The 25,374-nt window shown below is 51.1% G+C and carries 20 protein-coding genes; 12 read left to right on the top strand and 8 right to left on the bottom strand.

Going from position 1 to position 25,374, the window contains the following annotated elements; all coding sequences use genetic code 11:
- The first annotated feature begins 12 nt into the window (after nt 1-12).
- From HPY52_13095 to HPY52_13075, 5 genes are all read left to right on the top strand, one after another.
- The gene (locus HPY52_13095) at nt 13-816 is read left to right on the top strand and encodes a sugar phosphate isomerase/epimerase (GenBank protein NPV81186.1); all 804 of its coding nucleotides are present in this window, start codon (nt 13-15) and stop codon (nt 814-816) included.
- A gap of 532 nt (nt 817-1,348) precedes the next feature.
- Nucleotides 1,349-2,365 carry a LacI family DNA-binding transcriptional regulator gene (locus HPY52_13090; protein NPV81185.1) on the top strand — a complete coding sequence of 339 codons (1,017 nt, stop codon included), beginning with the start codon at nt 1,349-1,351 and terminating at the stop codon, nt 2,363-2,365.
- 158 nt (nt 2,366-2,523) lie between these two features.
- Entirely contained in the window at nt 2,524-3,483 is a 960-nt protein-coding gene (rbsK, locus tag HPY52_13085) for a ribokinase (GenBank protein ID NPV81184.1), read from the top strand.
- Nucleotides 3,480-4,823, top strand: a complete 1,344-nt coding sequence (locus HPY52_13080) for an ADP-ribosylglycohydrolase family protein (GenBank protein NPV81183.1) — start codon at nt 3,480-3,482, stop codon at nt 4,821-4,823. Before rbsK ends, HPY52_13080 begins: the two co-directional genes overlap by 4 nt.
- 120 nt (nt 4,824-4,943) lie before the next feature.
- Entirely contained in the window at nt 4,944-5,450 is a 507-nt protein-coding gene (locus HPY52_13075) for a BON domain-containing protein (GenBank protein ID NPV81182.1), read from the top strand.
- Between the two features lie 232 nt (nt 5,451-5,682).
- Here the strand turns inward: HPY52_13075 and HPY52_13070 are convergent, their stop codons facing one another.
- The gene (locus HPY52_13070; protein NPV81181.1) at nt 5,683-5,991 is read right to left on the bottom strand and encodes a MerR family transcriptional regulator; all 309 of its coding nucleotides are present in this window, start codon (nt 5,989-5,991) and stop codon (nt 5,683-5,685) included.
- Between the two features lie 189 nt (nt 5,992-6,180).
- Here HPY52_13070 and HPY52_13065 point away from each other — a divergent pair, with 189 nt between their 5' ends.
- Nucleotides 6,181-7,887, top strand: coding sequence for an ammonium transporter (locus HPY52_13065; protein ID NPV81180.1), 1,707 nt, complete (start codon nt 6,181-6,183; stop codon nt 7,885-7,887).
- 233 nt (nt 7,888-8,120) lie between these two features.
- Here the strand turns inward: HPY52_13065 and HPY52_13060 are convergent, their stop codons facing one another.
- Both HPY52_13060 and HPY52_13055 read right to left on the bottom strand, forming a co-directional pair.
- Complete coding sequence (locus HPY52_13060) at nt 8,121-8,297, bottom strand: hypothetical protein (protein ID NPV81179.1); 177 nt, start codon at nt 8,295-8,297, stop codon at nt 8,121-8,123.
- 152 nt (nt 8,298-8,449) lie between these two features.
- Nucleotides 8,450-9,679: a hypothetical protein gene (locus HPY52_13055; GenBank protein ID NPV81178.1), complete on the bottom strand. Its 1,230-nt coding sequence runs from the start codon at nt 9,677-9,679 to the stop codon at nt 8,450-8,452.
- 787 nt (nt 9,680-10,466) lie between these two features.
- Between HPY52_13055 and HPY52_13050 the strand changes: the two genes are divergently transcribed.
- A complete protein-coding gene (locus HPY52_13050) occupies nt 10,467-13,811 on the top strand; it encodes an alpha-mannosidase (protein NPV81177.1) in 3,345 nt (1,114 codons plus the stop codon).
- A gap of 1,303 nt (nt 13,812-15,114) precedes the next feature.
- Here the strand turns inward: HPY52_13050 and HPY52_13045 are convergent.
- The 3 genes from HPY52_13045 to HPY52_13035 all read right to left on the bottom strand — a co-directional run bounded on the left by HPY52_13045 (nt 15,115) and on the right by HPY52_13035 (nt 16,336).
- The gene (locus HPY52_13045; protein ID NPV81176.1) at nt 15,115-15,354 is read right to left on the bottom strand and encodes a hypothetical protein; all 240 of its coding nucleotides are present in this window, start codon (nt 15,352-15,354) and stop codon (nt 15,115-15,117) included.
- Between the two features lie 155 nt (nt 15,355-15,509).
- Nucleotides 15,510-16,049, bottom strand: coding sequence for a hypothetical protein (locus HPY52_13040; GenBank protein NPV81175.1), 540 nt, complete (start codon nt 16,047-16,049; stop codon nt 15,510-15,512).
- Nucleotides 16,046-16,336 (bottom strand): hypothetical protein, encoded by a 291-nt coding sequence (locus HPY52_13035; GenBank protein ID NPV81174.1) that lies wholly within the window; start codon nt 16,334-16,336, stop codon nt 16,046-16,048. The genes HPY52_13040 and HPY52_13035 overlap by 4 nt, the downstream gene beginning before the upstream one ends.
- 328 nt (nt 16,337-16,664) lie before the next feature.
- Between HPY52_13035 and HPY52_13030 the strand changes: the two genes are divergently transcribed.
- The 4 genes from HPY52_13030 to HPY52_13015 all read left to right on the top strand — a co-directional run bounded on the left by HPY52_13030 (nt 16,665) and on the right by HPY52_13015 (nt 22,471).
- Nucleotides 16,665-18,626: an ADP-ribosylglycohydrolase family protein gene (locus HPY52_13030; protein NPV81173.1), complete on the top strand. Its 1,962-nt coding sequence runs from the start codon at nt 16,665-16,667 to the stop codon at nt 18,624-18,626.
- A 151-nt stretch (nt 18,627-18,777) separates the two neighbouring features.
- Nucleotides 18,778-19,380 (top strand): hypothetical protein, encoded by a 603-nt coding sequence (locus HPY52_13025; protein ID NPV81172.1) that lies wholly within the window; start codon nt 18,778-18,780, stop codon nt 19,378-19,380.
- 35 nt (nt 19,381-19,415) lie between these two features.
- The gene (locus tag HPY52_13020) at nt 19,416-21,581 is read left to right on the top strand and encodes a family 10 glycosylhydrolase (protein NPV81171.1); all 2,166 of its coding nucleotides are present in this window, start codon (nt 19,416-19,418) and stop codon (nt 21,579-21,581) included.
- A 68-nt stretch (nt 21,582-21,649) separates the two neighbouring features.
- Nucleotides 21,650-22,471: an HAD-IIA family hydrolase gene (locus HPY52_13015; GenBank protein ID NPV81170.1), complete on the top strand. Its 822-nt coding sequence runs from the start codon at nt 21,650-21,652 to the stop codon at nt 22,469-22,471.
- 51 nt (nt 22,472-22,522) lie between these two features.
- Here the strand turns inward: HPY52_13015 and HPY52_13010 are convergent, their stop codons facing one another.
- Nucleotides 22,523-23,527 (bottom strand): Gfo/Idh/MocA family oxidoreductase, encoded by a 1,005-nt coding sequence (locus HPY52_13010; GenBank protein ID NPV81169.1) that lies wholly within the window; start codon nt 23,525-23,527, stop codon nt 22,523-22,525.
- 72 nt (nt 23,528-23,599) lie between these two features.
- Nucleotides 23,600-23,860, bottom strand: a complete 261-nt coding sequence (locus HPY52_13005) for a hypothetical protein (GenBank protein ID NPV81168.1) — start codon at nt 23,858-23,860, stop codon at nt 23,600-23,602.
- Between the two features lie 361 nt (nt 23,861-24,221).
- Between HPY52_13005 and HPY52_13000 the strand changes: the two genes are divergently transcribed.
- A complete protein-coding gene (locus HPY52_13000; GenBank protein NPV81167.1) occupies nt 24,222-25,313 on the top strand; it encodes an ABC transporter permease in 1,092 nt (363 codons plus the stop codon).
- Nucleotides 25,314-25,374: the final 61 nt, after the last annotated feature.

Genomic DNA, 25,374 nt, shown 5'->3' with positions numbered 1-25,374 from the left:
GGTGGTTAATGCATGAAAGTGGGATTGTGCACAATCGCATTTCGTGAGTTCCCCCTGGGGGATATTATCGAGATAGCCAGGTCCATAGGCGTTGACGGCATTGAGATCTGGGGGCAGGCACCCCATGTAGGCCCCAATATAGGTGAAAAAGACCTTGAGGCTGTGAGGCATATGATAGTTCTTGCCGGTCTTCGGGTCTCTGTGTATGGTTCTTACATTCGTTTTGCAGCGCAGGGAAGGCCGATAAATTCCGAAGAGGATTTTCGGAACTCATTAATGATTACAAAGTCGCTAGGAGCACCTATTATGCGGGTATGGGTAGGAGATAAGCCCTCAAGGGAGATGAGAGATGACGACTGGGATTTGGCTCAGAAGAGTCTAGCAAGAGCCTGCAAAGAGGCGAAAGAGTATGGGATTACCTTGGCGATGGAGATGCACGATGGCTATTTTACTGATACTGCGGCCACAACATTAAAGCTGATTCAAGATGTTTGCGCTCCAAACCTGAGAGCCAATTACCAGCCATCTTTTAGGCCCGACCACGATGATATCATGGAAGGATTCAGGATGGTAAAGGAGTTTATCGCAAATGTGCACGCCCAGAATTTCAACAGGTTCGCCACGACACCTGACGACCAGATAGAACGCAGTTTGCTCTCCGAAGGGGCGGTCAACTACAAAGACATGATAAGAGAGCTTCGCGATGTTGGGTACCGAGGGTTCATATCCATTGAGTTCATAAAGGAACCGGATAAGTTCGGTAATGTGCGGGCGGATGCAGCCTATCTAATCAACAATACTCGCGCTATTACTTAACTAACTTGATTTGTGCAAAAATTGAACCAGAAAAATGGAAACCAATGTAAGTAAGAAAAAGGAAGCAAACAAGGCTGTGCCACTGTGACATAAAGGGGTTAACAATACAACCTCTATAGAAATGCGGCACATGTCTGCACCAATTTTCTCTCCCAACTACCGATCCCCTATTCTGATCCCCCATGTGATGGAGTGTGCTGATCTAAGGCGCCCCGGTCTGATATTACCTTTGTGGTAATCTGGATGGCCCAGGATGGGGGGCCGATTAGGGGCGCGGTCAGCATCCTGGAATAAATGATCGACATAAACCTTGATGGGCCCGGATGAATTAGGCATCGTGGCGTGGGATCGCGATTAGCGAAGGAAATCGTTTTCTGACATCACAAAATACAATTGATAGAATCTCTCTTGATAAAGAAGGAATTTCTCGTCGCATAGCGAAGAGATATTATCATAATGATTGAAACCCATTGCATAAATGGATGTTATCCTACCATGATCATTGTCTTGTGAATAGGAAGGTGCATCATCTATCACAACGATATATGAAATAGCTAAACAGCTTGGAGTCTCTCCAGCCACAGTCTCAAGGGCCCTATCTGGCAGGGGCTCCGTAAGGAGAGAGTTGTGTGAGAAGATCCTTCAAACCGCAGAGGAAATGGATTACCAGCCCAACTCCCTTGCGCGGGGTTTGATAACAAAACAAAGCTATACTATCGGTCTTGTGCTTCCTGACATCACGAATCCATTCTTTCCTGCTGTTGCCCGCGGGGTGGAGGATGTTGCTCATAGAAATGGGTACAATGTGGTCCTTTGCAATACTGACGGAGACCCGAGGAAGGAAGCCGAGTATTTGAGAGTCCTGCGAAGTAAGCAGGTGGATGGGGTGATATTCACTACGTCCCAGGTCAGCACGAAGCATGTCGAGCATCTGCTTGCCGGCGGCATCCCCGTGGTATTTGCAGACCGGCGGATGAAGATGAAAACCGATTTGGTGACGGTAGATAATGTGGAAGGAGCCTATATAGCTACTCATCACCTGATTAATATTGGGCATTCTGCAATCGGTCTCATAACCGGTCCTCAGAACGTTACAACAGGAATGGAACGCATCGAGGGTTACAAGAGGGCGTTCCTGGAACACGGCATCAAATTGCGAAATGAATTGATCCTTGAAGGCGATTACAGGCAACACAGCGGGTATCAAGGCGCGAAGAGTCTCATGAGATTGAAGAACCCCCCTACGGCTATCTTCGCATGTAATGACCTTATGGCGATCGGGGTGCTAAACGCGATGGAGCAGGAGGGAATTCGCGTCCCCGAAGATGTGGCTGTGGTTGGTTATGACGATACGCTCCTTGCGTCTGTAGTCCGCCCACGATTGACCACAGTTGCTCAGCCTAAGTATGAAATGGGGGCTATTGCTTGTGAACTGCTCCTTGATCGTATCAGGGAGAAAGGCAGGCCGGTTCAGCAGATTGTTCTTAAGCCGCAGCTCATAATAAGGGAATCTAGCATTGTAAGACAATCAAGTACTGTTCAGCAATAGGCGCCTTATAAGGGAACTAAGGAAACTATGAAGGGACTGTTGATTTTGCCTATGATCTGGTAAATCTTGCGCCCCAGGTCATATCTCACGGTATCCTAATTCGCCGATGTTGTTATTAACCAGGGAAGTTCAAGAGCCTCTAAGAAAGGTGCTTTGTAATGGCAGATATCGTAGTTGTGGGTAGTTTGAATATGGATCTTGTGGCGAAAGTCAAGAGACTTCCGTCTTATGGTGAGACTGTCATCGCGCATCATTTCCAGATGGCCCCAGGGGGCAAAGGCGCAAACCAGGCGGTAGCCGTCAGGCGATTGGGGGCGACCGCTGGCATGGTAGGACGGGTAGGGATGGACTCATATGGCGAGATATTGCTTTCTAGTCTGACAACTAGCGGGGTTAATGTCTCTTATGTCGCGAAGGATTCCGATCTGCCGACCGGTACAGCATTGATCACCGTTGGTGATAATGGAGAGAACACCATTACTGTATTTCCGGGGGCAAATGGAAGGTGTCTCCCCGATGACGTAAAAGCGGCAGGATCTTTTATCTCGAAGGCCAAAGCCCTTATAGTTCAGCTTGAGATACCGTTGGAGACAGTCCAAACAGCGCTCCGGATCGCAAGGGAGAATGCCATAATGACCGTGTTTAACCCCGCTCCTTTTCGCAGGCTCCCCGAAGACCTTCTTTCCATTGTGGATTATCTCATTCTCAATGAAGTGGAAGCGTCAGCCCTATGCGGATGTCCTGTTGACCAACCGCACACGGCCATTGAAGCCGGGAAAAGAATCCTGGACATGGGGCCGGGCAGGGTGGTACTGACTTTGGGGGAGAAAGGAGCGGTCTTTGCTGGACCGGAAGGAGGATTTCACGTGCCGGCCTTTCGGGTGAAGGCGATAGATTCCACTGCGGCAGGGGATGCCTTCATAGGGGCGTTTACCGTGGCCTTAGTGGAGGGAATGGGCGTAGAGGAAGGCCTTAGATATGGCTGCGCTTCGGGGGCTATTGCTACAACTCGAATGGGCGCGCAGACATCCTTGCCAACGCGGGATGAGATTAAAGAACTACTTGGTTTCTCAAAGCTCCGGCGTTTTCAGTCCTATGATTTGGAGGGATTAGCTTGAACACTACCTGGTTGACGAATACCGAGTACCTTGACGTCGAGGTCAGGCAGGCCCGAGAAGAGGGCAAAGATGTGACTCCTTTCATGGAACGTATTGAAGCAGTCAAATCTCTTCACCAGCTGGATCGGGAAGTCATGGCTGCAAAGCTGGTGGATGAAATTGCCCATTTTCCGGTGGGGACAGATTTCCCTTATAGCGAACCATCAGATCTCGAGGGGATTCGCGCGGAAAGGCCAGAGGGACCAAGAAGGTTGGAGGCGCGCCTTTCTGATGAGCAATTATACGACAAGGTTTATGGTGCATGGTTGGGACGCTGCGCGGGCTGCCTCCTTGGGAAACCGGTCGAAGGCTACGCCATGAGACCCAATGGCCGGGAAGGTATCAGAGAATTCCTGAAGGCCACTAATGCATATCCTCTCGAGGACTATTTCGACTTCCAATATCCAGACGATTTTCTGACGAAATACGGATTCAGTCCTCAACAAAAATCCTTTGACCCCTCTACTTTGGGAAGAATGCCAGAGGACGATGATACCAACTACACCGTCTTGGGACTTCATATTCTAGAACAGTACGGAATAGATTTCACGCCAGAGGATGTGTCAGAGGCCTGGCTATCACACCTCCCACTATTGCACACATGTACAGCGGAAAGAGTCGCCTATAGAAACCTGGCTAACCTTATAATGCCTCCGATGTCAGCCGTACATCGTAATCCATACAGGGAGTGGATCGGTGCCCAGATAAGGGCCGACATGTGGGGCTATGTCACCCCTGGCAATCCCGAATTAGGCGCGGAACTTGCCTGGAGGGACGCATGTATCTCCCATACAAAGAATGGGATCTACGGTGAGATGTTTGTGGCAGCGATGCTCTCCGCGGCGTTCGCAACCTCTGATGTGGAAGAGATCATACGTGCAGGGTTATCAGAGATTCCAGCGCGCAGCCGTTTGGCGGAGGCTGTAAATGATATTCTTGGCTGGTGGAAAGAGGACAATGCTGACTGGGAGAAGGCCCTGGATAAGGTATATGGCAAGTACGGGCATTACCATCCGGTGCACACCATCAACAATGCGCTTCTTGTATGCACCGGCCTCTTATATGGTGGGCTGGACTTCGGGAAATCTATAGGTATTGCGGTCATGGGAGCATGGGACACCGACTGTAATGGCGCGACTGTAGGCTCTATCGTTGGCCTTATACTCGGTGCAAAGGCCTTGCCGGAGAAGTGGGTTCGTCCTTTGCAAGATACTCTTGAAACTGGAGTTCAGGGATACAATCTCGTGAAGATCTCGGAACTTGCCAGCAGGGCAGCTAGACTCGCTCAGGGGCGTAATTAATATCTCAAGATGTCACCGAATTACGACAGCTGCTCTCCCTATGAGAGTCTATGGGGCCAAAGCCGGGTAAACTAAACCGGCGGGTAGCATTCAAGACTTCATAGGGGTGGAGTAGCTCATATGTTCTATGAAAAAGGTAAAGATGCCATTGGGGGCGAGCGCCCGGGTAGAAATCGGCGCGATCTGGCTCATCAGGTCCGGCAATCTCTTGAGGCTGATGAGGGTATGCGGGCATATGGAATTAAGGTGGAGGAGATCGGTGGCAAAATTCGCCTCTGGGGGATTGTAGATGTGTTGGCCGAGAGGAATAGGGCCGAGGAAATAGCACGGGGTGTTCCCGGGGTTGTTGATGTCGTAAATGATATCACGATTTCAACAGATGGTGAAATAGTAGATTCTGACGTGGCCTTTGAGGCGAGAGAGGAATTGGCTCTTGAGCCCGGGGTGGATATTCAGCGCATCGGACCGGTAGTGAAGGGCGGCACTGTCATCCTGAAAGGGGAAGCAGAGAGCGATGAGGAAAGGGATGCAGCCATGCGGGCGGCATCAAAGGCGCGGGGGGCGAAGAAAGTGGTGTCGCATCTTAAAATGAAGGGTGATGGCATAGACGGCCGGGCGCGAATTTGAAAATATAAGCTGATTGTGCGCCGCGCGCCTGGTAACCGAGCGGTGATATAGCTGGATTGTTTTTCAACCCTGGAGCCGGCAATCTATAGACAGACGTCGATGTCATAAAGAGTTAGAATTGGAGGGCCGCTCTAAGTTGCGCGGTCCCTTCTGTTCAGAGAGAAGGGGGACAGGCTGCATGACGACCGCCCGTCAAAGGCGGAAATATATATCATTCCGGGTTTCTGGTTTTTCAGGCCCCAGATCTCTCAAATTCCCGATGCTCCTCATTCAACCGATATGCCCTGTTCGATGTATCTCGCCTATTTGAGCAGATCACATCTTTTATGGCCTGCAACAGCCAACCCTCGTTGAGTTTGTCGCGAATCTCCATTAGGCGCTCAATATCCTTTTGGGAAAACATCCTGCGGTTGCCTTTCGAGCGCGCAGGGGAAACCATGCCACGTTCTTCGTAGTAGCGGATTTGCCTGCATGAGAGAGCGGTGAGTTTTTGTACTACTCCTATTGGGTAAATATGTTCAGCATCTGCCATAACACTCATCTCCCGGCTATTGATAAGTTCTCTTGCAATCATGATAATACCTCCTTCACACTGGATCAATGATCATGTCAGATTAATGTGAATCTATCTAACAGGTCTCTGACAGTATCTTTGACTGCCATTTTCTCCATACATATACTTTAGCCATAGGCTTTCGCGAAGGCTCAAACCCTATGGGAGGTGTTAGGTATGAATTGCTGTCAGGAAATCTCGCATTCACGTCTTCGTGCCATACTCATTGCTTCTCTGGTGTCTCTGGCCTTTCTATTAGGCTGGATATCATTGACGTCCGCTGGAGACCCAGCAGGGGGAGCGACTGGGAATATCAATGATGTGGCAGCAGTCACGCCAGGCGCCCCAACCTTCATAGAACTAGCCAACCAGGTCGGCCATGATAAAATCGGTCTCAATTTCGTTTGGACGCTAATTGCCGGCTTTCTTGTCTTCTTCATGCAGGCTGGATTTGCCCTTGTTGAGACGGGTTTTACAAGGGCAAAGAATGCAGCTCATACAATGGCGATGAACTTGATGGTGTTCTTGGTTGGTGCCGTTGGATATTATCTGGTAGGATTCGCTTTCCAGTTCGGTGGAGTCATGTCTGTCGCAAATTTGGGCGGCGCAGGGGCCTTAGATCGTGAGTTTAGTCCCGGAGGGTTTGGTCTCATAGGGCTCAAGGGATTTGGCCTGACGGGAGATACATATGATGTTGGCATATTCGCGCTGTTTCTTTTCCAGATGGTGTTCATGGATACTGCCGCGACCATACCCACCGGCGCAATGGCCGAGCGAGTGAAATTCCTGGCGGTTGTCATATCTACTTTGTCTATTTCAATGGTCCTGTATCCCATTTTCGGCAACTGGGTATGGGGCGGCGGCTGGCTTTCGCAGCTTGGCGCCAAATTTGGACTTGGCCACGGTGTGGTTGATTTCGCCGGGTCGGGAGTAGTTCATATGATAGGTGGGATGGCCGCCCTGGCAGGGGCCATAGTCCTGGGGCCGCGCACAGGAAAATACCGCGCGGATGGCACTCCTGTTGCGATGCCCGGACACAACATACCCCTGGCTATACTTGGGACGATAATTCTGTTCTTCGGCTGGTTTGGATTCAACCCGGGCAGCACTCTGGCCGGTGGTGACCTCAGGATATCCATAGTGGCCGTGAACACCATGATGGCCGGTGCCGTAAGCGGACTCGTGGCTATGGTGTATATGTGGCTCAAATTCGGAAAGCCAGATCCTGCAATGACATGCAACGGCGCCCTTGCGGGCCTGGTGGCTATCACAGCGCCCTGTGCTTTCATAAATGCAGCATCTGCAGTCATCATCGGAGCGGTGGCAGGCGTGCTGGTCTGCGCAGGAGCATTCTTTATCGAACGGAAACTCAAGATAGATGACCCTGTAGGCGCGATCGCTGTTCATGGTCTCAATGGGCTATGGGGGATCATCAGCCTGGGAATCTTCGCGGACGGCACTTATGGCGCCGGTTGGAATGGCGTAGGCTCCAGCGTGTATCAGGGCATAGCCGGCCGCGGAGTCGCCGGGCTCCTTTATGGTGACCCTGGCCAGTTCATCGCTCAGGTCGTAGGCGCCGGAGTAGCCATAATCTGGGGGCTTGGATTCTCATACATTTTCTTCAAGGTTCTTGACGCAATAATGGGTATACGCACGAGTGAGGAAGATGAGCTAGCTGGGCTTGACATTCCAGAGATGGGCGTTCCCGCCTATCCCGACTTCCTCATGCCTCCTGTCATCGGCGAGTTATCCGGAGGGGGTGGAGGCAAAACAGGCGCGGCCAGTACTGAGCCTGCATGGAAGCCATCTCCTGGAGCTGCCGGGGTCGCTGGAGCTACCGGAGCTGTTGGGGCTACTGGGGCCATTGGGACCGCGGAATCATAAATGCTCTATTCCAACTGGCATGTCAGGCAATATCGCATAGCCCGCCAGAGGCCCGGAGAAACCTTGGTTATAAGCCCTCCCTACAGGTTTTCTCTCCGGGCTCTTTTCGTCAAATCCTCCCTGCCACGCATAACCCCAGGGATAGGTCTGTCAGCTAAGCCCCCACTAAGCGTTGGGAGCAGATCTGCTCCACCCATCCCGCACTCTATTCGTGCTGAGGAGTTTTATCCCCGTTATCTCCTATTCATCACGCGATTATATTCTTCCGGCGTCAAGTCCACCACTTTTTTCATTCCCGTGCTGCTCTGGGTCAGTATGCATCTGACCATTCCTTCTGGAGTCTCTCGAGCTTTAGTAATGCCATATCCCTGGGCTTCAAGTTCCTTCATTTTATCAAGTCCCTCTGACATCTCTCCTACCCCCTCAAGCGCTGGATTTGAGCAAGAGCGCGACAATCCCCATGACTTCTCAGAAAAGTGGATTATGATAGCGTCCAATTCTCATACATGGCGGCGGCACTGCCTGAAGTTCAGTCGCCTGAATATGTCCCTGTCTTATCCATTCAGTTGGTCCTGAAATTCGCCAATACGGTTTCAAGCTCCCTGGCGGCAGAGATCAATGCATTTGCCGAGCTGGTGACGCTTTCCACCGAGGCACTCACTTCTTCGGCGGAAGCGGCTATCTCCTCGGCTGCGCTTGCCGTCTGTTCCGATATTGCAGATACTTGCTTTATCGCGTCGCGAACTTGCCCGCTATTCACAGCCATTTCTTGCGCAAAGACCGCGTTCTCCTCGGCGGTATCTTCTACATTGCTTACGGATTCCACAACTTTCTTACTGTTGAGAGAGAGATTCTTCGCAGCATCTAATATGCCGGTGATTTCATCATTCGTTACCTGCATCGCCTTGACGATGCTTTCCAGCGCCTCCCCCGCGCGAGCCGCTAGATCGCTTCCCCTGTTGACTTCCTCTGTGCCGGAAGCCATGGCCGCTATGACAGAATCAGTTCCTTCGCGGATGTTGCTTATGATTGCCCCGATTTCCTTGGCAGAACTGCTTGATCTTTGTGCAAGCTTTCTGACTTCGTCTGCAACCACAGCGAAACCACGGCCATGTTCACCCGCCCTGGCGGCTTCAATGGCGGCATTCAATGCCAGGAGGTTTGTCTGGTCAGCGATGACGCTGATGACCTGCAAGATTTCTCCAACCTGTTTTGAATGCTCACCGAGTTCCTGGACCTTTCGCGCCGTTTCCAAAACAGTTGAGCGGATTTGATTCATGCCATTGATTGTAGCCTTGACCGTCTCTTGCCCGGCGCCTGCCACCTTGAATGTCTCATCGGCGGCGCGCGCGACACGCTCGGCCCGAGTAGTAACGTTTTCTATCATCTCTGACATTTCTTTTATGGTCTCCGAAACTTCATGAGTGCTTTCGGACTGCTCATTTGCAGTAGAGGCGATCTTGTCTATGGTGGACTTCAATTCGTCCATCAGTCTGACTGTGTCTGTTGCATTTTTTGCCTGATCTATATTCCCCTTGGCCACACCCTCGATGGCCTCTGCAATCTGCGAGGCTGCCTGAGAAGCCTGTTCCGCCGAATCTCTCAGGGCACTGGCGCCGGAGATGACTTTCTCAGTTAGAGTCTTAGTGTTGCTGAGAAGACCATAGAGTTTTTGCGTAATATCGTTGAACGCTTCTGTGAGTTCGCTTGTGATTCCCCCCTTCAACGATTGCTGCCTCTCTGCGGCGGCGCTGATTTCTCCCGAGGTGAGCTCATGGGTCAGCTGCAGCATATAGCGTGTAGCTCTCGCTATTTCTCTTCTCGAAAGCAGCACCGATCCGATTAAGAACAGGAGAATTGTCGGTATCAGAATGCAGGTAAATAGACGCGCATGAAGAATTTTTGTGAGCCCTGTTGCTGCGGCGCCTGTGGCGGTTGGTGCCTCAGAGAGGGCACCTATAGCTCCATTTAGGTTATTTACGACGAGAAAGCCAAGGATACCAGTTATGATAGCAAAGACAATGACTCCGCCCCAAAGCTTCAAGCTTCTTTGCAGATCCACCCCAAAACCCCCATTCTCGCGCCTGCCGTGGTGTGCAGGATGTCGGAATTTATGCCATGGCTACATATCTCCTATTCTTTATATATCGGCATTTTTGTCCGCTAGATTATAAGTAGACCTCCATGCCAGCGCTACATTATCAGAAGGATGAAAATAGTAGCCGTTTATTTTCAGGGTATTCGTTCATGCCGCGGGGGCGGCACCAACAACAGATCATTTTCGATGCAGCCAATCTCATGGTCGATCTAGTCTCCGCGCAGCAGGAGAAAATACCGCACTGTAGAATCTCACTAAGATAAGTCGTGCAGATCCCAGAACATAGGTCGAATACTGTAGGCCTTTTGCTGCGCCGGTGTATATGTATCAGTATCGGGGAAGCAAAGATGTAGACGACTTGTAGATTTTGGTAAAGCGAAGACCAGAAAGACCAGCACGACTTTCATTATGTATCAAGGAGGGAAGCCGCGGCTCTTCCCACATGATGTGGGTTGGGCCTATTTGCGGTAAGGCTATGGATATGTATTTCACTGTAGAGAAGATCGCAAGTCGGGTCCGAGAACTACAGGGCTATATTTACCGGCATCGCATGCCTGTCCGGGGCCTGCGCTATATAGTTGCGGGGCAGGGGGCGATGGCTTCGGCTAAATATGCCGCTGAAGACGTCAGCAAGCCCGAATATGATGATTCAGAATGGCTGGAACTCACCCCAGGCGCCCGATGGGGCGGGCGCGATGTCACTATCTGGGTTAGGGGGAGATTCGGGATCCCTGAAGACTGGCGCCGGTCTTATGGAAATGTGGCACTTCATATACACCTCTCAGAAAGACAGGGACGCGGAGGCGGTCCGGAAGGGCTCTTGTATGTGGACGGTGCACCCATTCAGGGAATCGATGTGAACCATACAGAGGCGATTTTGCCTGCCAGTGTCGTGAATTCCGGGGATGGAAACGAAAAGATCCTAGCCATCAAGGCGACGAGCGGGATGCATGGTTCATATTACACATTTGAAACTGCGGAATTGGTCTTGATCGATAAAGACGTTCAGGATCTGTATTACCTTCTCAACACCGGCATCGGAACAGTCAATGTCCTGGGAGACAATTCGCCTCAGGGAAGCGCGTTGCTCAATGTTCTGGATGAAGCCACGAGGCTCATAGACTGGCGGAAACCTGGCTCAAATATGTTTTATGATTCCGCAAAGAACGCTGCGAACTATCTTAGGTCCGCTCTGGCGGGACTATCCAGGGAAGGCATAAGGCCCAAAGTTGTATGTGTGGGCCATTCACATATCGATGTGGCCTGGCTTTGGCCGCTTAGACACACCCGTGAAAAGTGCGCGCGCACTTTTTCCACCGTAACCAATCTGATGGATCTCTATCCGGATTACTACTTCATTCAGTCACAGCCTCAACTCTATAAATTTATCAAAGAGGACCATCCAGAGATCTACGCGCGTATAAAGGAAAAGGTGGCTTCTGGACAATGGGAGCCTACAGGTGGCATGTGGGTCGAGGCTGACTGCAACCTCATATCCGGTGAATCCCTTGTGCGGCAATTCCTGTTCGGCACGCGCTTTTTCCGGGAAGAATTTGGCAAAGAATGCAAAGTATTATGGCTTCCAGATGTATTCGGCTATAGTTGGGCGCTGCCTCAGATAATCAAGAAAAGTGGACTTGAGTATTTCATGACCACGAAGATCAGCTGGAGCCAGTATAACAGGCCACAATATGACACCTTCAGCTGGCGTGGGATAGATGGCACCGAGGTATTGACCCATTTCATCACCACCCCTGCAAACGATGATGTATGGTTTTATACATATAATGGGGACATATCACCAAAGACGATAAAGGGGATCTGGGATAGCTATCGCGAAAAGCGGCTGAACGACGAGCTTCTTCTATCATTCGGCCATGGTGATGGTGGCGGAGGCCCGACACGTTCGATGATAGAGACGGCTAAGGCCTTCAAGGAGATACCTGGAATGCCAGAGGTGGAATTGGGCAAGGCTGAGCCTTTCTTTGATCGACTGGCTGAAAGGGTGAAGGGAGAGCCCCACTTACCTGTATGGGATGGTGAACTCTACCTAGAGTATCATCGCGGAACATATACATCCCAAGGCCAGAATAAACGGGCCAACAGGCGGTCAGAGATTCTCTACCATGATGCCGAGGCATTTTCTTCCCTTGCTCATGTAATGGGGCGAAGGTTTTCTTACCCGCAGAAAGATCTAAATCACGGGTGGGAGCTTATCCTGCTGAATCAGTTCCATGATATCATCCCAGGATCCTCTATTCGCGAGGTTTATGAGGACAGTGAGAAGCAGTATGAGGAGATCATGAATATTGGACATGGGACCCTCAGGGCGGCTCTTGATCACATCGTCAAGGACATGGAATTGAAGAAGGAAGCAATTGTTGTGTTCAATTCATTATCATGGGAACGTTCTGATGTGGTAGTCGTCCCATGGAATCCTGCCTTTGAAGGTAAAGTCTTCGTAGACTCTGAAGGCAGGAAGGTCCGGAGCCAGGTAGTGGAATCTGCTTGTGGCGCAGGCGCTTCATCAGATACCTGCAAGGAACTACTTCTATTCGTCGAGGGCGTTCCTGCTCTAGGCTATAAGGCTATATATCTTGAGGATGACTCGCCTTCGTGCCGCCAGGATGCAGATGATGGCTCGCCTTCGTGCCGCCGGGATGCAGATTCCGTTGTGCCAGATTGCCAGAGCCCGGCTTCTAGCTCCTCAGAATGCAGCTGCGGAGAATGTGAGATCAGCGTGACGCCGGCGAAACTGGAGAATAGTTTTTTCACTATCACGCTGAATAGCTCAGGGCAGATAAAATCTGTATGGGATAAGATCCGCGATAGGGAAGTCCTGGCGCCAGGCGAACGCGCGAATGTCCTCCAGGTGTTCGAGGACAAACCCCTCAGATTTGATGCCTGGGACATTGACATATTCTACAAGGAGAAAATGTGGGAGGTCACTGATCTCGCGGAAGTGACTGTAGAAGAGGAAGGGCCTGAGCGCGGGGTATTGAGGCTGGTATGGAGATTCATGGATTCCGTGATCACTCAGCGGATGACCATCTATCGCTCCATTGCGAGGGTTGATTTCAGGACTGAGGTAGATTGGCGGGAAAGCCAGATGCTCCTGAAGGCTGCTTTCCCCGTTGATATACGGGCTACAAAGGCGACATTCGAGATTCAATTCGGGAATGTGGAACGTCCGACTCATTGGAATACATCTTGGGATTTCGCCAAGTTTGAGACTTGTGGCCATAAATGGGTTGATATGTCAGAGGGTGGCTATGGCGTTTCCCTTCTGAATGATTGTAAGTATGGTCATGATGTCAAGGATAATGTCATTCGCCTCACATTGCTCAAGTCGGCTATAAGTCCGGATCCGAAGGCGGATAAATGTCACCATGTCTTTACTTACAGTCTCTATCCGCACGCTGAGGATTGGTATAGGGGGCGCACAGTGAATGAAGCCTATAGTCTCAATTACCCTCTGGCCGCAGTCTATGTGGGCGCCTGTGTGGGGTATGGAGCCAGCAGCGCGCTTGGTTCTGGAAGAAAGCAGGGCACGCTTCCTGACACCTTCTCCTTTGCCAGTTCAAACGCCCAGAATGTAATAGTGGAGACAGTGAAGAAGGCCGAAGATAGCGACGCCATCGTGGTCAGAGTCTATGAGTACGGAAACAGGCGAGGTCCGGTGACTCTCACGTTCGGATTTCCTATCAAGGATGCCAAGGAATGCAACCTTGTTGAGCGCAATGAGAGCCCGGCCAGATTCGACGGACGAAACCTGGACTTCTTTATCAAACCCTATGAGATAAAGACTTTCCTCGTTAAGTTTTAGAGAAAAGTGCCCTAAGCTTTAGAGGAAAGCACTTGGCCCGGGGACCAGGTTTCACCGGTTGGTCCGAGGGCAATACTACAATCGAGGGACCGATTGTCCGGGTGTGGGTGATATCGACCTAGGAGCTTGTGTGACAAATACGTTTCGCCCGGATCTGCCGACCTCGGATCAGAGCCGCTGGGACGGTATCATGCATGCCCAGATAGCCGCCCCATTGGTCGTAGTAAGTCCCCGGACCAACGCCGCCAGGACAGTGTCTCCATACCCAAGTAATGGCTTCCTGGGGAGATGCCACCGGGAAGAGGAGTACCCCAATCCCAGGCCTGTCGACCTCGGATCAAGGCCTTCTGGCCGATATCACATGCACCCTAATCAATAAATAGTTGATACCATCCGGTGGGGATAGTGTAAATGGTTTAAACTATCCGCCGGGAACAATGCTAATGGTTAGCACTATCTGGTGGAAATGGTGCTGACCATTAACACTGTTGGGTGGGAATAGTGCTAGAGGTTTAAACTATCCGGTGGGGATAGTGCTAATGGTTTGAACTATCCGGAGGGAACGGTGCTAATAGTTAGTACTATCTGGTGGGGATAGTGCTAACCATTAACACTGTTGGGTGAAAATAATGTCAGAAATTATACGCGGAGGCGATATTAGTAGTTACTGAGGGTGGCGAATTTCTAGGCAGGTTACGCGCGGAGGTGACTGAGAATTCGTCAGCTTAGACCGAGGGTGACGAGATTGCAGGCAGGTCCCACGTAAAAGTGGCTAAGAATCCGTCAGCCTCCTCGCCAGGTTGGCAATATTCTCGTCAGGTCGGGAACATTTTGGTAGATTCTGGGCCGATCTCACCTTGAGGTGGCCGGAATTTAGGCAGGTTTTGCTCAAATGTGGCCAAGATTTCGCCAGCCCCGGGGCTAGGGTGGCAGATTTCTCGCTACCTTCCCCTTCAATTGGAAGATTATAGGTTATAATTATCCATAATAAGGAATCTTATGGGATATAGTGGCAAGGGGTGGCGAGATTTAGGCCGGCTTGGACGCAGAGGTGGCTGAGATTTCGTCAGCTTCTGCTCTCAAGTGCCGAAAATCCTGCCACCTCGCCTTTGGACTGGAAAAGCATAGGCTCTGGTCACTCATAATAAGGAATTTTATGGTATATACTGGTTCGGGGTGACAATGCTCCAGCCAGCCAAGGAAATGTATCCTTGCTCTCCGATGATGGCCTAGGAACCTATCTCTTCGAGTTTGCTACAGTCACCACCATGGTGACCTCGCTCTCCAATGACGGCTCGAGGATCTATCTCTTTGAGTTTGCCACAGTCACCACCATGGCGACCTCTATTCCGTGATTCTTTGCACGATCATAGAGGGTCCGCAATCCCCTCCATACAGATTCATCCGGTCCCGAGAGTCGAGTGCTAAGTGGTCCTACCTCGTAATTGAGGTCATGATCAGATAGTGCTTTGAGTGATGAGTTGATTATATCATCTGAGTCCATAGTCTCCATCGGGTAGAGGGACACTTCTGCTGAAAGCATATTCTCGCGGCGCGACATATTCGCAATTGGAGTGCGCGCCACATGTCCTCCTTTCTACGCCTTTAGGACTATTTTCTCCTGGGAGCCGGGAACTATGCCGCCTGCCTCGTGTTGGACAGACGGGCGACAGAATCCTATTTTCAAACGCGCAAACTCTATGGCACTAATAGTACACCAAAGGTAAAGCCCGGGTGGAACGAGATCCCTCCATCATCTGTCATCCGCGGCTGAAGGGAGAGCCCTGCGCTAAAACCGATCGGCGATCTCTTCTCGGTGAGCTTCATGATAACCTCATGCTGTTTATTTATGGTATCCCTTAGTTCCTTGATGATTCCCATCAAGGTTTCATTGATGCGGGTCATCTCCTCCACCTGCGATTTCCTGGCCTCAGCAATTGCTCGCTGGTCTTCCCAATCTGATCGGTAACCCCTGGCGAGATCGAGAGCCTCCTGATAGGCCTTTTCGAGTTCTACAAGGCGTTGGAGGGTTGCCACATATAGCGCCTTCAAATCTGCGTAAGATTCAGGAATTCCGGTGGGTTCCCCATTTGATGCGCTGGTCGCCGCAATGGCCGAATCCGCACCAGGGATCGATCCTGTTTCTTGGGCGCAGGTCGGCATATCAAATAGTGCCACCGATATTGCTACTATTATCAAGATCAAGATCAGACCTCGAATCAGGCGCAGTCGTCTCATTTCACAATCATCCTTTCAAGTTCCTGTAATCTTTTATCGCGCTCACGCACCCTTGCGTCCAGCTTTGCCTGTTCTTCATCAAGCCTTTTTGTCTCCTCGATGATGTGCTGAAGCTGTTTTTCTAGATTAGATATGGCCGATAAGGCTTCGTCAGCCCTTTGTTTTGCCTCCAGGGCTTCGCGAAGGGCGCGTTCATATTGGTATCCTCTGACAACCGCGAATATGATGCCAAAAACCGTCAAGAGGACCAGAGGCCAAATTCCCCATTTTTTCAAGATTTCGAGCATGGGATCACCTCTCTTAATCTGGAGTTCATGATACCCAAATCATCTCTACAGGCGGTTATAGACTGCCAAGTCTAGAGTTGAGTCTAGAGTTGGAAGATAACCAAGCTATGTACCACGCGGTTGCCGGGTTAGCCGCGCACAATCAGCTCATATTTTTAAATTCGAGCTTGGTCATCTACAGCAATATGAACCAAGAAAGCTGAAGTCCTTGCCCCATGACTTCAGAATCTAGGTCGCCTATACAGTCTATGCCGGGCGGCTATTTTGAGCTACAACATCATCCTTTGTGCAATGCAGGAAGTCGCATGCTCATAGCGAATGAAACTGAGTGAGGGGAGTGAGGGAGATGTTCCTGAACGAAGACGAATACTACGACAAAGTCTATGGCTGCTGGCTAGGCAAGAATTGCGGGGGTACGCTTGGAACTCCGCTTGAGGGTATGTGGGGGAAAGAAGAGCTTTTCGATGTATGGTGGTATCCGAGGATAGTAGAAGGTGGGATCCCCAATGACGACCTGGAGCTTCAGCTCATCTGGCTCCAGGCGCTAGAAGATAGAGGGCTCGATATCAAGGCGCGGGATCTCGCCCGTTACTGGCTGGACTGCATCCAGTATAACTTCGATGAATACGGCCTTCACAAGACCAACCTCAGGAAAGGCCTTTTGCCGCCGATCTCAGGATATTTCAACAATTGGTTCAAGCATTGCATGGGGAGCCCAATACGCTCTGAGATATGGGCGTGCATAGCGCCGGGATTGCCGGATGTGGCAGCCTCTTATGCCTACGAGGATGCTATAGTTGATCATGCCGGCGGAGAATCAGTCTATGGCGAGATGTTCAATGCGGCGATGCAGTCTGCGGCGTTTGTGACAAGTGACAAGGAGAAGCTCCTGGAGATAGGCCTGTCCTTTATTCCAGAGAATTGCGAGACTGCAAAAGCAATCAGAAATGCTATCAAGGCATATAAAGATGGGCTGAATTGGAAAGACGCAAGGAACTTCGTCTTAAAAGAGTCTTATAGCCCTATTGCTCAGTATTCACCTGTGAATCTGGGGTTCCAGACAATAGGTCTGCTCTATGGAGAGGATTTCGGGGACGCAATCTGCAAGGCAGTGAATTGCGGCTATGACACTGATTGCACGGGGGCGACGGTTGGGGCCCTGCTCGGAATCATCCTAGGTAAGGACGGCATCCCCAAGAAGTGGGTCGAACCTTTGAGTGATAGGATTGCCACCAATTCCTCCTGGGAGGGAATCAAGAATGTAAGGGAACCTCGAGACCTGGATGAGCTTACAAAAAGGGTATGTCGTATCGGAAAACAGATAATGGCTCTCCATGGGAATTCAATAGCCGGCCAAGCCTGCCAGGCGGAGTTGACGCGTCTGAATGGGAATTCGATAGTCCTGCATGGAGATATGGCCTTAACTCTAGAGCCCGGGGAACGGACGAGGATGCTTTGGTCTGCTCCTCCCACTCGCGTGGATTTCGACCTTGGGACGCTGACCGTTTCGATAGATTACGTGGAAGGACCGGCCATTTCGACAAAAGAAGTCAGGAAGGTTGATATAATCTTGAGGAATGCCACGCTCACTATGTTTGAAGCCGAGGTATCGCTCCTATTCCCAGAGGGGTGGGAGGTTTCCCCACTTGTGCAGCGAGTTCTTTTAGAGCCAAACCAGGAGGCCAGGCGCAGTTTTGCTATAAGGGTCTGCACTGCGAGAGCACTCGATATATCCAACCGTGGAAGCGTTAGAATAAGGCCGGCGCAGCGACCACAAGTGGAAGATGTGCCCATAGTTTTCGTGGGAGCTAACAAGTGGCTGGTTTCCGAAAGGTTTGACGGGGATATAGATACGATTCTCCCTGCAGAAGAGAATGCCGAACCTTCCGGGGTCGGGGAAGGGTGGATCGAGGTTAATTTCCCTGAAAATGAGCTCAAGATTGAAGGTCTCTTCAAGAATGAACCTGGCGTAATATACTTGAGACATTATGTTCATAGTCCATCTTCTAGGCCGGTCTGGGTAGGTCTGCCTTCCACATGCCCCTTCAAGCTGTGGCTAAACGGGAACCTGATTTGCGAGGCAAGGGGTGAGGGGATTCTGAGGCCCAACTATGGCGGCGACGGGAGGAGTTATGCAGACGCGACCCTGAGGGAAGGCTGGAATCAGTTCTTTGTAAAGATAGCGAGGACTCAAAAGCCAGTGGAAGCTCACTTTGTGATATCCACCGGAGACAGATTTCACCATGGACTGTCTGATTTGATAGGGTGTAAATTCCCATGGGAGATATGATATACTAATTTTTGTAATCATCTGAGATACCGGTATTTTGTTGGGAAGCAAGAAGTCGTGCCGGACGAAGGAGATAGCCGCTAGAAGTCTTACGGTCAGCCATGCCACACCTAGAGGCAGTGGCTTGCAATGCTAAGCGAGTGATCAAGATATGTTTGATCTTCTCGTAGACGTTGACGTAGATTTCTTTTACGGGCCGCCTATCTACCATCGTGGGGTACTCAACCCCGGGCAGTTTAAGGCATGGATATCGCCTCAGGATTTCTTGTCAAGGCTTTCCGCAGCCAAAATCGAGCTGCCTCCGCTTGCAGCGGTGGGGATGGCCGACCATAGGGAGGCATACTTTTGCTGGAAGAAGGCAGGCCTTCGAAGAGCCACAGTGTTACATTTCGATGCGCATTCTGATTGTTACCATAGCCTGCCTGAGATCGTTCATTGCGGGAATTTCCTTTTGAAAGCTATCAAGCAGGGACTTGTAGGGAGAGTAATCTGGGTAGTGCCATCGTGGTTCTATGATAATCCTCATCATCCGACAGCCGAAGATGCTTTTAGGTCTGTCGCGGGCGGAATGTACCGGGGGCTTCCTCTGGAGATGAGACCATTCGCAGAGTTGCCTATCTTTAACATTACCCCGACTATGGCTACTCTTTCCAGTTCGCCCTCATATGTGCCATATTCGGCGTTTGCTGATCACTTCGTGCCCCTTGCAAGAGCCCTGGGAATAGATTATTCATCCGTGCCGTCGGCGGCCTGAACAGAAAGAGCCATGACCGGGGAGGGGGTAGCGATTTGAAGCAGATTTCCCATTGGTCCCGTGGTAAATTCTTGGTATATACTATGATTTCAGCCTTGCTGATCTTATTTCCACCTATTAGCACGTCTGCCCGGTTCTTCGCTCATGGATTTGCGGATCCTCCTGATCATTCCGAGCTTTCTGATACTTCTGTTCCCAAACACCATCCCGATTCGAGGGGTGTCAATCAAGGGCTGAATGGTAGCTTTCCCGCGCGGCATGATAGCCATAGCCTCCCGGATTCCTGCGGCGCCAGCGTCCTTCCAGAGCTTCGGGGCGTGTGGGTCAACGCAAAAAGCATTCCCGGTGACTCCGCTGGAATTCAGACCCTCGTTGAACGGCTTCACGATGCAGGTTTTAACGCCATCTTTGTGGAGGCGTTTTACCAGGGGCAGACTATTTATCCATCAGCCATCCTGCGTTCGCGTGGAATGCCGGCGCAGATGCCTACCTTTAAAGGCTTCGATCCTCTAAAAGAATTCCTGCGGCTGGCCCATAGCCGCTCCATGGAGATTCATGCTTGGTTCAGCATGTTCTATGTGGGTCTGAACTCTCCAGGACCTGTACTGACCAGATATCCCGAATGGACGGCCATCAGCAGGAGCGGAGAGCAGGGGTACAAGCAGGGCGCGAACCGGTTCTTCTGGGTCTGCCCGATGCATCCTGGAGTCCCCGAGTTTTACGCTGACCTCATAGGAGAGGCCGTGGAGAAATACGACGTTGATGGGATTCACCTTGATTACATTCGTTTCCCTGACCCTGCCGCCGCTGATACCTGCTACAGCCTGGCGCATCGGGAGGAATTTCAAAAGGAATATGGGATCGATCCGCTGGATCTGGATCCACTTTTTAACCCAGAAGAGTTCAGGGCCTGGAATAAGCTGCGCGCTGATTCTGTAACCGGCGTTGTCAGGGCTATTTCAGAACGAGTGCGCAATATAAGGCCAGATGTTGAGCTTACTTGCGCTGTGATGCCTCGAGGAATGCCGCTGGAGTTGAACCCGGGATTTTTGCAGGATTGGCCGGAATGGGTGCGGGCGGGTTATATAGACGCCTTGATCCCCATGGCATACAGCTCGCGGGTAAGCGAGATGAAAGGTTTGCTGGTTTGGACGAGATACTTCGCGCAAGGCGGTATCCCGATGTATATAGGGCTTCAAGGGTTCAATCTGCCGGGGGCTGATGCGCTAGTCCAGCAGATTGAGGAGATCCGGAGGATCGGCGCCCACGTCTCGAAGATAGAGCAACAAACCGGCTCCAGCGCCTCTCAGTTGGGTCGCGGATCCAATTCTAATATCTCCGGGGTAGTTATTTTCGCGTATCCATATTTGACAGATTTATATCTCCAAGCCCTCAAAACAGGGCCTTTTGCCACGCGCGCCCCTGCTCGCGGGAGTGAAGACAGGATAGCCAGAGCCGGGATTGCCGGGGTTCGGTCCGGCCAGGCTGAGCCTGCCAGGGCGGAATCTGCTGAGGCTGGATTTGCTGGGTCGGAGCCCTGCGGGGAGGGATCGGTCATGACTCTCGCCACATCTTCATCGTTTCGCAAATGCGGGACCCCACGGATTATCAGGGCGGTATATACCCAAATGCCGCCTATTATCGATGGGGACCTCGATGATTTGGCCTGGAACGGCGCCGATTGGCAGGGTGGATTTGAAGTCATTACAGGAGAGGGGAGGGCTGAGGAGGAGACCCGGATAGCCGTATCCTATGATGATGATAATCTCTATGTAGCCTATGATGTCAGGGAATCGGCGCCAGGATCCACTATCGCTTCTGTTATCAAAAGAGATGGTCCTGTATTCTATGATGATTCTGTTGAGCTATTTTTGGATCCCGGGCATGATCATAGCTTCTACTATCATTTCGCCGTCAACTCCCTTGGCACGCAATACGACAGCTATTCAAGGCTTGGCCCGGCATGGAATGGCGACTGGAGAGCGGCGGCCGCAAAAACTGCCGAAGGTTGGAGTGTTGAGATTGCCGTGCCAATTCGGGAGATCTCGCGCAGGTTTCCCAAGCCCGGGGATATCTGGGGGGTCAATTTCAACAGGAGCGCCATCCGATCTGGAGAATTCAGCGGCTGGTCCTTCACCCCCGGAACCTTCCATGCTCCATCATTTTTCGGGGATTTGATATTTGACGCCGAATCTAGATAGGATCAGATTTCCATATTCTTATCGGCAGCCTCGCGGCATCTTTCTAAGCACAGAGAGGGGATCATTTCATGCGTGATTCTGAAACTGAAATTTGCCTGTTCGATGGATACATATTTGACCTAGACGGGACCATCTATCGCGGGGACAAGCTCATTCCAGGCGCTTCAGATACAATTGCGTTTTTGCGTGGCCTTGGTCGGCGGCTCGTCTTCCTATCAAATAAACCTCTCGAAAACAGGGAGGACTACGCGGCGAAACTCACCCGGCTGGGCATCCCGACGGACCCGGCGGATGTCATAAATTCGTCCTATGTCATGGCTTCCTACCTTTCCGGAATTTCCCCGGGGTGCAGGGTATACGCCATCGGAGAACCGCCCCTTATTAGGGAACTCAAGAAGGCCGGCCTTATTGTGGTTGATGACCCAGCCGCTGTAGGATACGCGGTAGATTATGTGGTTGCGGCCTTCGACCGGACTTTTGACTATACCAAACTCAATTGCGCTTTTCAGGCGATCAAACGAGGGGCGCACTTCGTTGCCACCAACGCCGATCGGAGCTGTCCCGTTGAGGGCGGCGAGATACCGGACGCGGCCGGCATGATCGGGGCGATTGAGGGGACCACCGGGAGGAAGGTTGAGGTTGTGATAGGGAAACCATCAAAGATCACGGTGGAAATCGCCCTGAAACGCCTGGGCCTCGCTGCCTCTGATTGTCTCATGGTGGGCGATCGCCTGGAAACGGATATGGTCATGGGCATAAATGCAGGAATGAAAACAGCCCTGGTGCTTACTGGCGTTACCACCAGGGCTGATCTCGAGCATTCCAATATCCGGCCGGATTTCGTTCTGGATAGCGTTGCAGATCTGGTTCCCAAGAAGACAGGGTGCTGACCAGGGGCCGTCGCATCCCGGACTATAGCCAGAGGTAGCGTCACTGCTCCGCTAAAGTGGCAGCGTTACCGCGCGCCCCTCCCTAGATGAGATAGCGCATGCCTCGATGATTTCCGTAAGATTTCGGCCATCTTCTATAGTGATAAGGGTTGGCGTATCCTTGGTTATGGCATCGAGCCACTGTCGCATGGGAAGCGGCGTTGGATCAGGCAGTTTTGTGGGATTTATCCATCCCTGGATCCCCTGAGGAGCCAGCTTTGTGCTGATGATCTGGACTTCGTTTCCCGGAGACCCAATAACGAGGGAGCCTTCTGTTCCAAAGAGCTCGATAGTGTTGGTCCCGGCCCGGTGCACCCATGAGACATCCAGCATGGCAATGGCCTTGTTTTCGAATTCGATCATCGCCACCGAATTGTCATCTACTTCATAGTTCCCCAGGAAGTTAGAGAGTCTTGCCATGGCAGACTTAGGCCGCCCAAGAAGCCACAGCGCAAGATCCAAGGTATGGCAGCCAAGGTCGATGAATGCTCCTCCTCCTGCCCTTGCGGGGTCGCGGAACCAGTTACCAGGCTTCCACCAGTAGTCAAGAGCTGCTGAATGCGCTACACGAAGGCGAGCCATGGTGATATCTCCGATCAATTTCTCATCTACGACCCTCTTGGCGAAGATACGATCTGGCCGGCACCGGTTGGGCAGGGATATCATGAATTTGACTCCCGATCTTTTGACAGCCTCTACGATTCTGTCAGCTTCCCTGACTGTAATGGCCAGCGCTTTCTCTGTGAAGATATGCTTTTTTGCCTCTGCCGCAGCGATGATCACATCAGGGTGCATCGATGTTGGGGTGTCGACGACCACAGCATCTACCTCCGGCCTGCTGAGCACCTTGTCGAGATCTGGCTCGAAGGGCACATCATACCTCTCCGCTGCTTGCCGGCCGCGTTCTTCCTCCTCATCCCATATGGCCACCAACTTTGCGTCAGGTTGTTCGAGCACCTGCTTGGCATATCCAGGAGCATGCACATGAGCGAAACTCAACATTGCGATACCCACCATAGACGAAGACTCCTTTCTATTGGTGTCTCTGCCGGGCGGCATACGCCTTTTGGAACTGATTCTCTCGTTATGCTATGAGACTTTCTCTTCGCACAAGAAACAGCTTACCTCATGCTCGCCCCGCAATGTGATCGTGCCCGGCGCCCTGGTTTTGCGTATATCCATAGCCTCCGGGCATCTAGCCGCAAAGGGACAGGAATGGTCTGCGCCACCCAGGGCTTCACTTGGCACACGAAGATTTAATTCTCCTGAAATCAGGACTTTCCTGTCTGGGTAAGGGGGCAAAAGCGCTTTTATGAGCAATTTCTTGTAAGGATGAGCAGGAGACTTCAAGATATCGGCTGTCTCACCTCGTTCTACAACTCTCCCGCGATAAAGAATGAGCAGGTTTTCGCCCAGATGATGTGCGGATCTAAATTGCAGATTTTCTGATCGTACTCTGCAAGTCTGCACATTGTTTCATGCCACAATTGTCTTGGGAAAAAAGTTTGATTCTTAGCAGGAATTCTTAAACATATGAGGAATCTCTTTAATAGTGTAAGGAAACTCCTTCTTCAGTCTACACTCGGAGAACAATTTTTCCCTAGAGAGCCTGGAGGGAAATTCCCCTGACGTGAAATTGGCATCTTTGTGGCATATGGATACATAGTCAAAAGTAAATTATAGGAAACATATTGAAAGGATCGGGTGCGCGATGAGCAGGACCGGAGTTTCTGGAACGGCAACAGGCGGAGCTAGTAATTTTGTTGTCAAATTGAGACCAGCCAGGAGGAGGTATTCCACATATCTCCTCAGGCGGCTCGGCAAGGCGATCATCACGATCTTTGTCATAATCTCTCTGACATTCTTTCTGATTCGACTCATGCCCGGGAATCCTGTTCAAATCTATATCAACCAGCTTGTAGCTCAATATGGCATTCCATATGAGGACGCGAAAAACCAGGCTGCGGCGCTTTTTTCCATCGACCTTGACGCTCCTCTATACTTGCAGTATTTTGATTTCCTCGGAGCCCTCATAAGAGGGGACCTTGGCGAATCCTTCCTCTCAAAGGGCACTCCCGTGGTTTCTATCATAAAGAAGTTCCTCCCATGGACCCTTTTCAGTGTAGGAATATCCCTCTGCATAAGCTTTATGCTGGGTGTATTCTTGGGGATGATGATAGCCTACCGAAGGGAAAGTATGATGGATCATGTCCTGACAGGGATTGCATCTGCCTTTAGCTCGATTCCCAATTATCTTATAGCCATTTTGATCGTGGTCTTTCTTGGAGTTCAATGGGGAATCTTGCCTATTCATTCAATGAGGGGCTCGCTTTCTCCCGGGATGAAACCCAGTTTCAGCCTGGCGTTTATTAAAGATGTGCTCTTCCATGCTTTCCTGCCGATTTTGACCTATGTGCTGACTACCACAGGGGGATGGATGTTGGCCATGAAGGGAAGCACTTTATCTACCATGGAGGAAGATTATGTGACAGTCGCCCATGCACGGGGTCTCAAGACCGGCAGGATAACTACAGCATATGTGGGCCGGAACGCTTCCTTGCCCCTATTCACCCAGCTAGCGGTTTCCATCGGGTTTATCGTTGGCGGTTCTGCGCTGATCGAGAGCATCTTCGTCTATCAAGGAATTGGCGCGGTGCTGGCCAACAGTATTGCCCAGAGAGATTATCCGGTAATGCAGGGGGTATTTATGATCATCACAATGTCAGTTGTAGTCGCGAACCTCCTGGCAGATTTCCTTTACAGCAAGCTTGACCCGCGTATTCAGCTCGGTGGAGGTGAATGAAACTTTGAAGTCAGCCGAAGCCACAAACGCTAATGGTAGCGTAATCTATGTCACCATCATC

It is taken from the genome of Bacillota bacterium (genome assembly GCA_013178415.1).
In the GTDB taxonomy this organism is placed as follows: Bacteria; Bacillota; SHA-98; order Ch115; family Ch115; genus Ch115.
The sequence above is the reverse complement of the archived record's forward strand: the minus strand, read 5'-3'. Positions and strand labels throughout refer to the sequence as shown.

Coding starts and splice junctions, on each gene's coding strand:
- HPY52_13045 (NPV81176.1), bottom strand. CDS start 15,354: ATGCTTTCAGCAGAAGTGTCCCTCTACCCGATGGAGACTATGGACTCA.
- HPY52_13070 (NPV81181.1), bottom strand. CDS start 5,991: ATGAGTGTTATGGCAGATGCTGAACATATTTACCCAATAGGAGTAGTA.
- HPY52_13050 (NPV81177.1), top strand. CDS start 10,467: ATGTATTTCACTGTAGAGAAGATCGCAAGTCGGGTCCGAGAACTACAG.
- rbsK (NPV81184.1), top strand. CDS start 2,524: ATGGCAGATATCGTAGTTGTGGGTAGTTTGAATATGGATCTTGTGGCG.
- HPY52_13015 (NPV81170.1), top strand. CDS start 21,650: ATGCGTGATTCTGAAACTGAAATTTGCCTGTTCGATGGATACATATTT.
- HPY52_13095 (NPV81186.1), top strand. CDS start 13: ATGAAAGTGGGATTGTGCACAATCGCATTTCGTGAGTTCCCCCTGGGG.
- HPY52_13010 (NPV81169.1), bottom strand. CDS start 23,527: ATGGTGGGTATCGCAATGTTGAGTTTCGCTCATGTGCATGCTCCTGGA.
- HPY52_13060 (NPV81179.1), bottom strand. CDS start 8,297: ATGTCAGAGGGACTTGATAAAATGAAGGAACTTGAAGCCCAGGGATAT.
- HPY52_13035 (NPV81174.1), bottom strand. CDS start 16,336: ATGCTCGAAATCTTGAAAAAATGGGGAATTTGGCCTCTGGTCCTCTTG.
- HPY52_13025 (NPV81172.1), top strand. CDS start 18,778: ATGTTTGATCTTCTCGTAGACGTTGACGTAGATTTCTTTTACGGGCCG.
- HPY52_13065 (NPV81180.1), top strand. CDS start 6,181: ATGAATTGCTGTCAGGAAATCTCGCATTCACGTCTTCGTGCCATACTC.
- HPY52_13000 (NPV81167.1), top strand. CDS start 24,222: ATGAGCAGGACCGGAGTTTCTGGAACGGCAACAGGCGGAGCTAGTAAT.
- HPY52_13055 (NPV81178.1), bottom strand. CDS start 9,679: ATGCTGCAGCTGACCCATGAGCTCACCTCGGGAGAAATCAGCGCCGCC.
- HPY52_13075 (NPV81182.1), top strand. CDS start 4,944: ATGTTCTATGAAAAAGGTAAAGATGCCATTGGGGGCGAGCGCCCGGGT.
- HPY52_13040 (NPV81175.1), bottom strand. CDS start 16,049: ATGAGACGACTGCGCCTGATTCGAGGTCTGATCTTGATCTTGATAATA.